The organism is Actinopolyspora sabaoui, from assembly GCF_051225635.1.
Classification (GTDB): Bacteria; Actinomycetota; Actinomycetes; order Mycobacteriales; family Pseudonocardiaceae; genus Actinopolyspora.
In genome coordinates this window covers 1-424 of sequence record NZ_JBMIHH010000031.1, presented here as the reverse complement: position 1 = coordinate 424, position 424 = coordinate 1, and the positions used below count along the sequence as shown (strand labels likewise).

Sequence of the window (424 nt, the reverse complement as noted above, 5' to 3'; positions counted from 1 at the left end):
TCGCAGGCCCTCTCGCCGGCGTGCGCGTCATCGACCTCTCGAAGATCCTCGCCGGACCTTATGCCACGATGTCACTGGCCGACCTCGGCGCCGAGGTCATCAAGGTCGAACACCCCCACGGGGGAGACCCGACTCGTGCCTGGGGTCCACCCCTGGTCGGTGCCGATGCCACGTACTTCCACGCAGCGAACCACAGCAAGAAGTCCGTGACGATCGACCTCAAATCCGAACGAGGACAGGCCCAGGTCCACGAACTGTTGGCCGACGCCGATGTTCTCGTCGAGAATTTCCGGCCCGGCAGCTCACTGCAGACGATCTTCGACTACAAGGAACTGGCAGCGAAGTTCCCGCACCTCGTCATCCTCCACATCTCCGCCTACGGAGACCACGGGCCGATGCGCGACGAACCCGGTTATGACATGGT

At 63.2% G+C, this 424-nt stretch carries 1 protein-coding gene; it reads left to right on the top strand.

Annotated features, from left to right (window positions below):
• The coding region (locus ACOQFL_RS22850) for a CoA transferase (RefSeq protein WP_435546263.1) at positions 1–424 on the top strand (424 nt) is incomplete at both ends.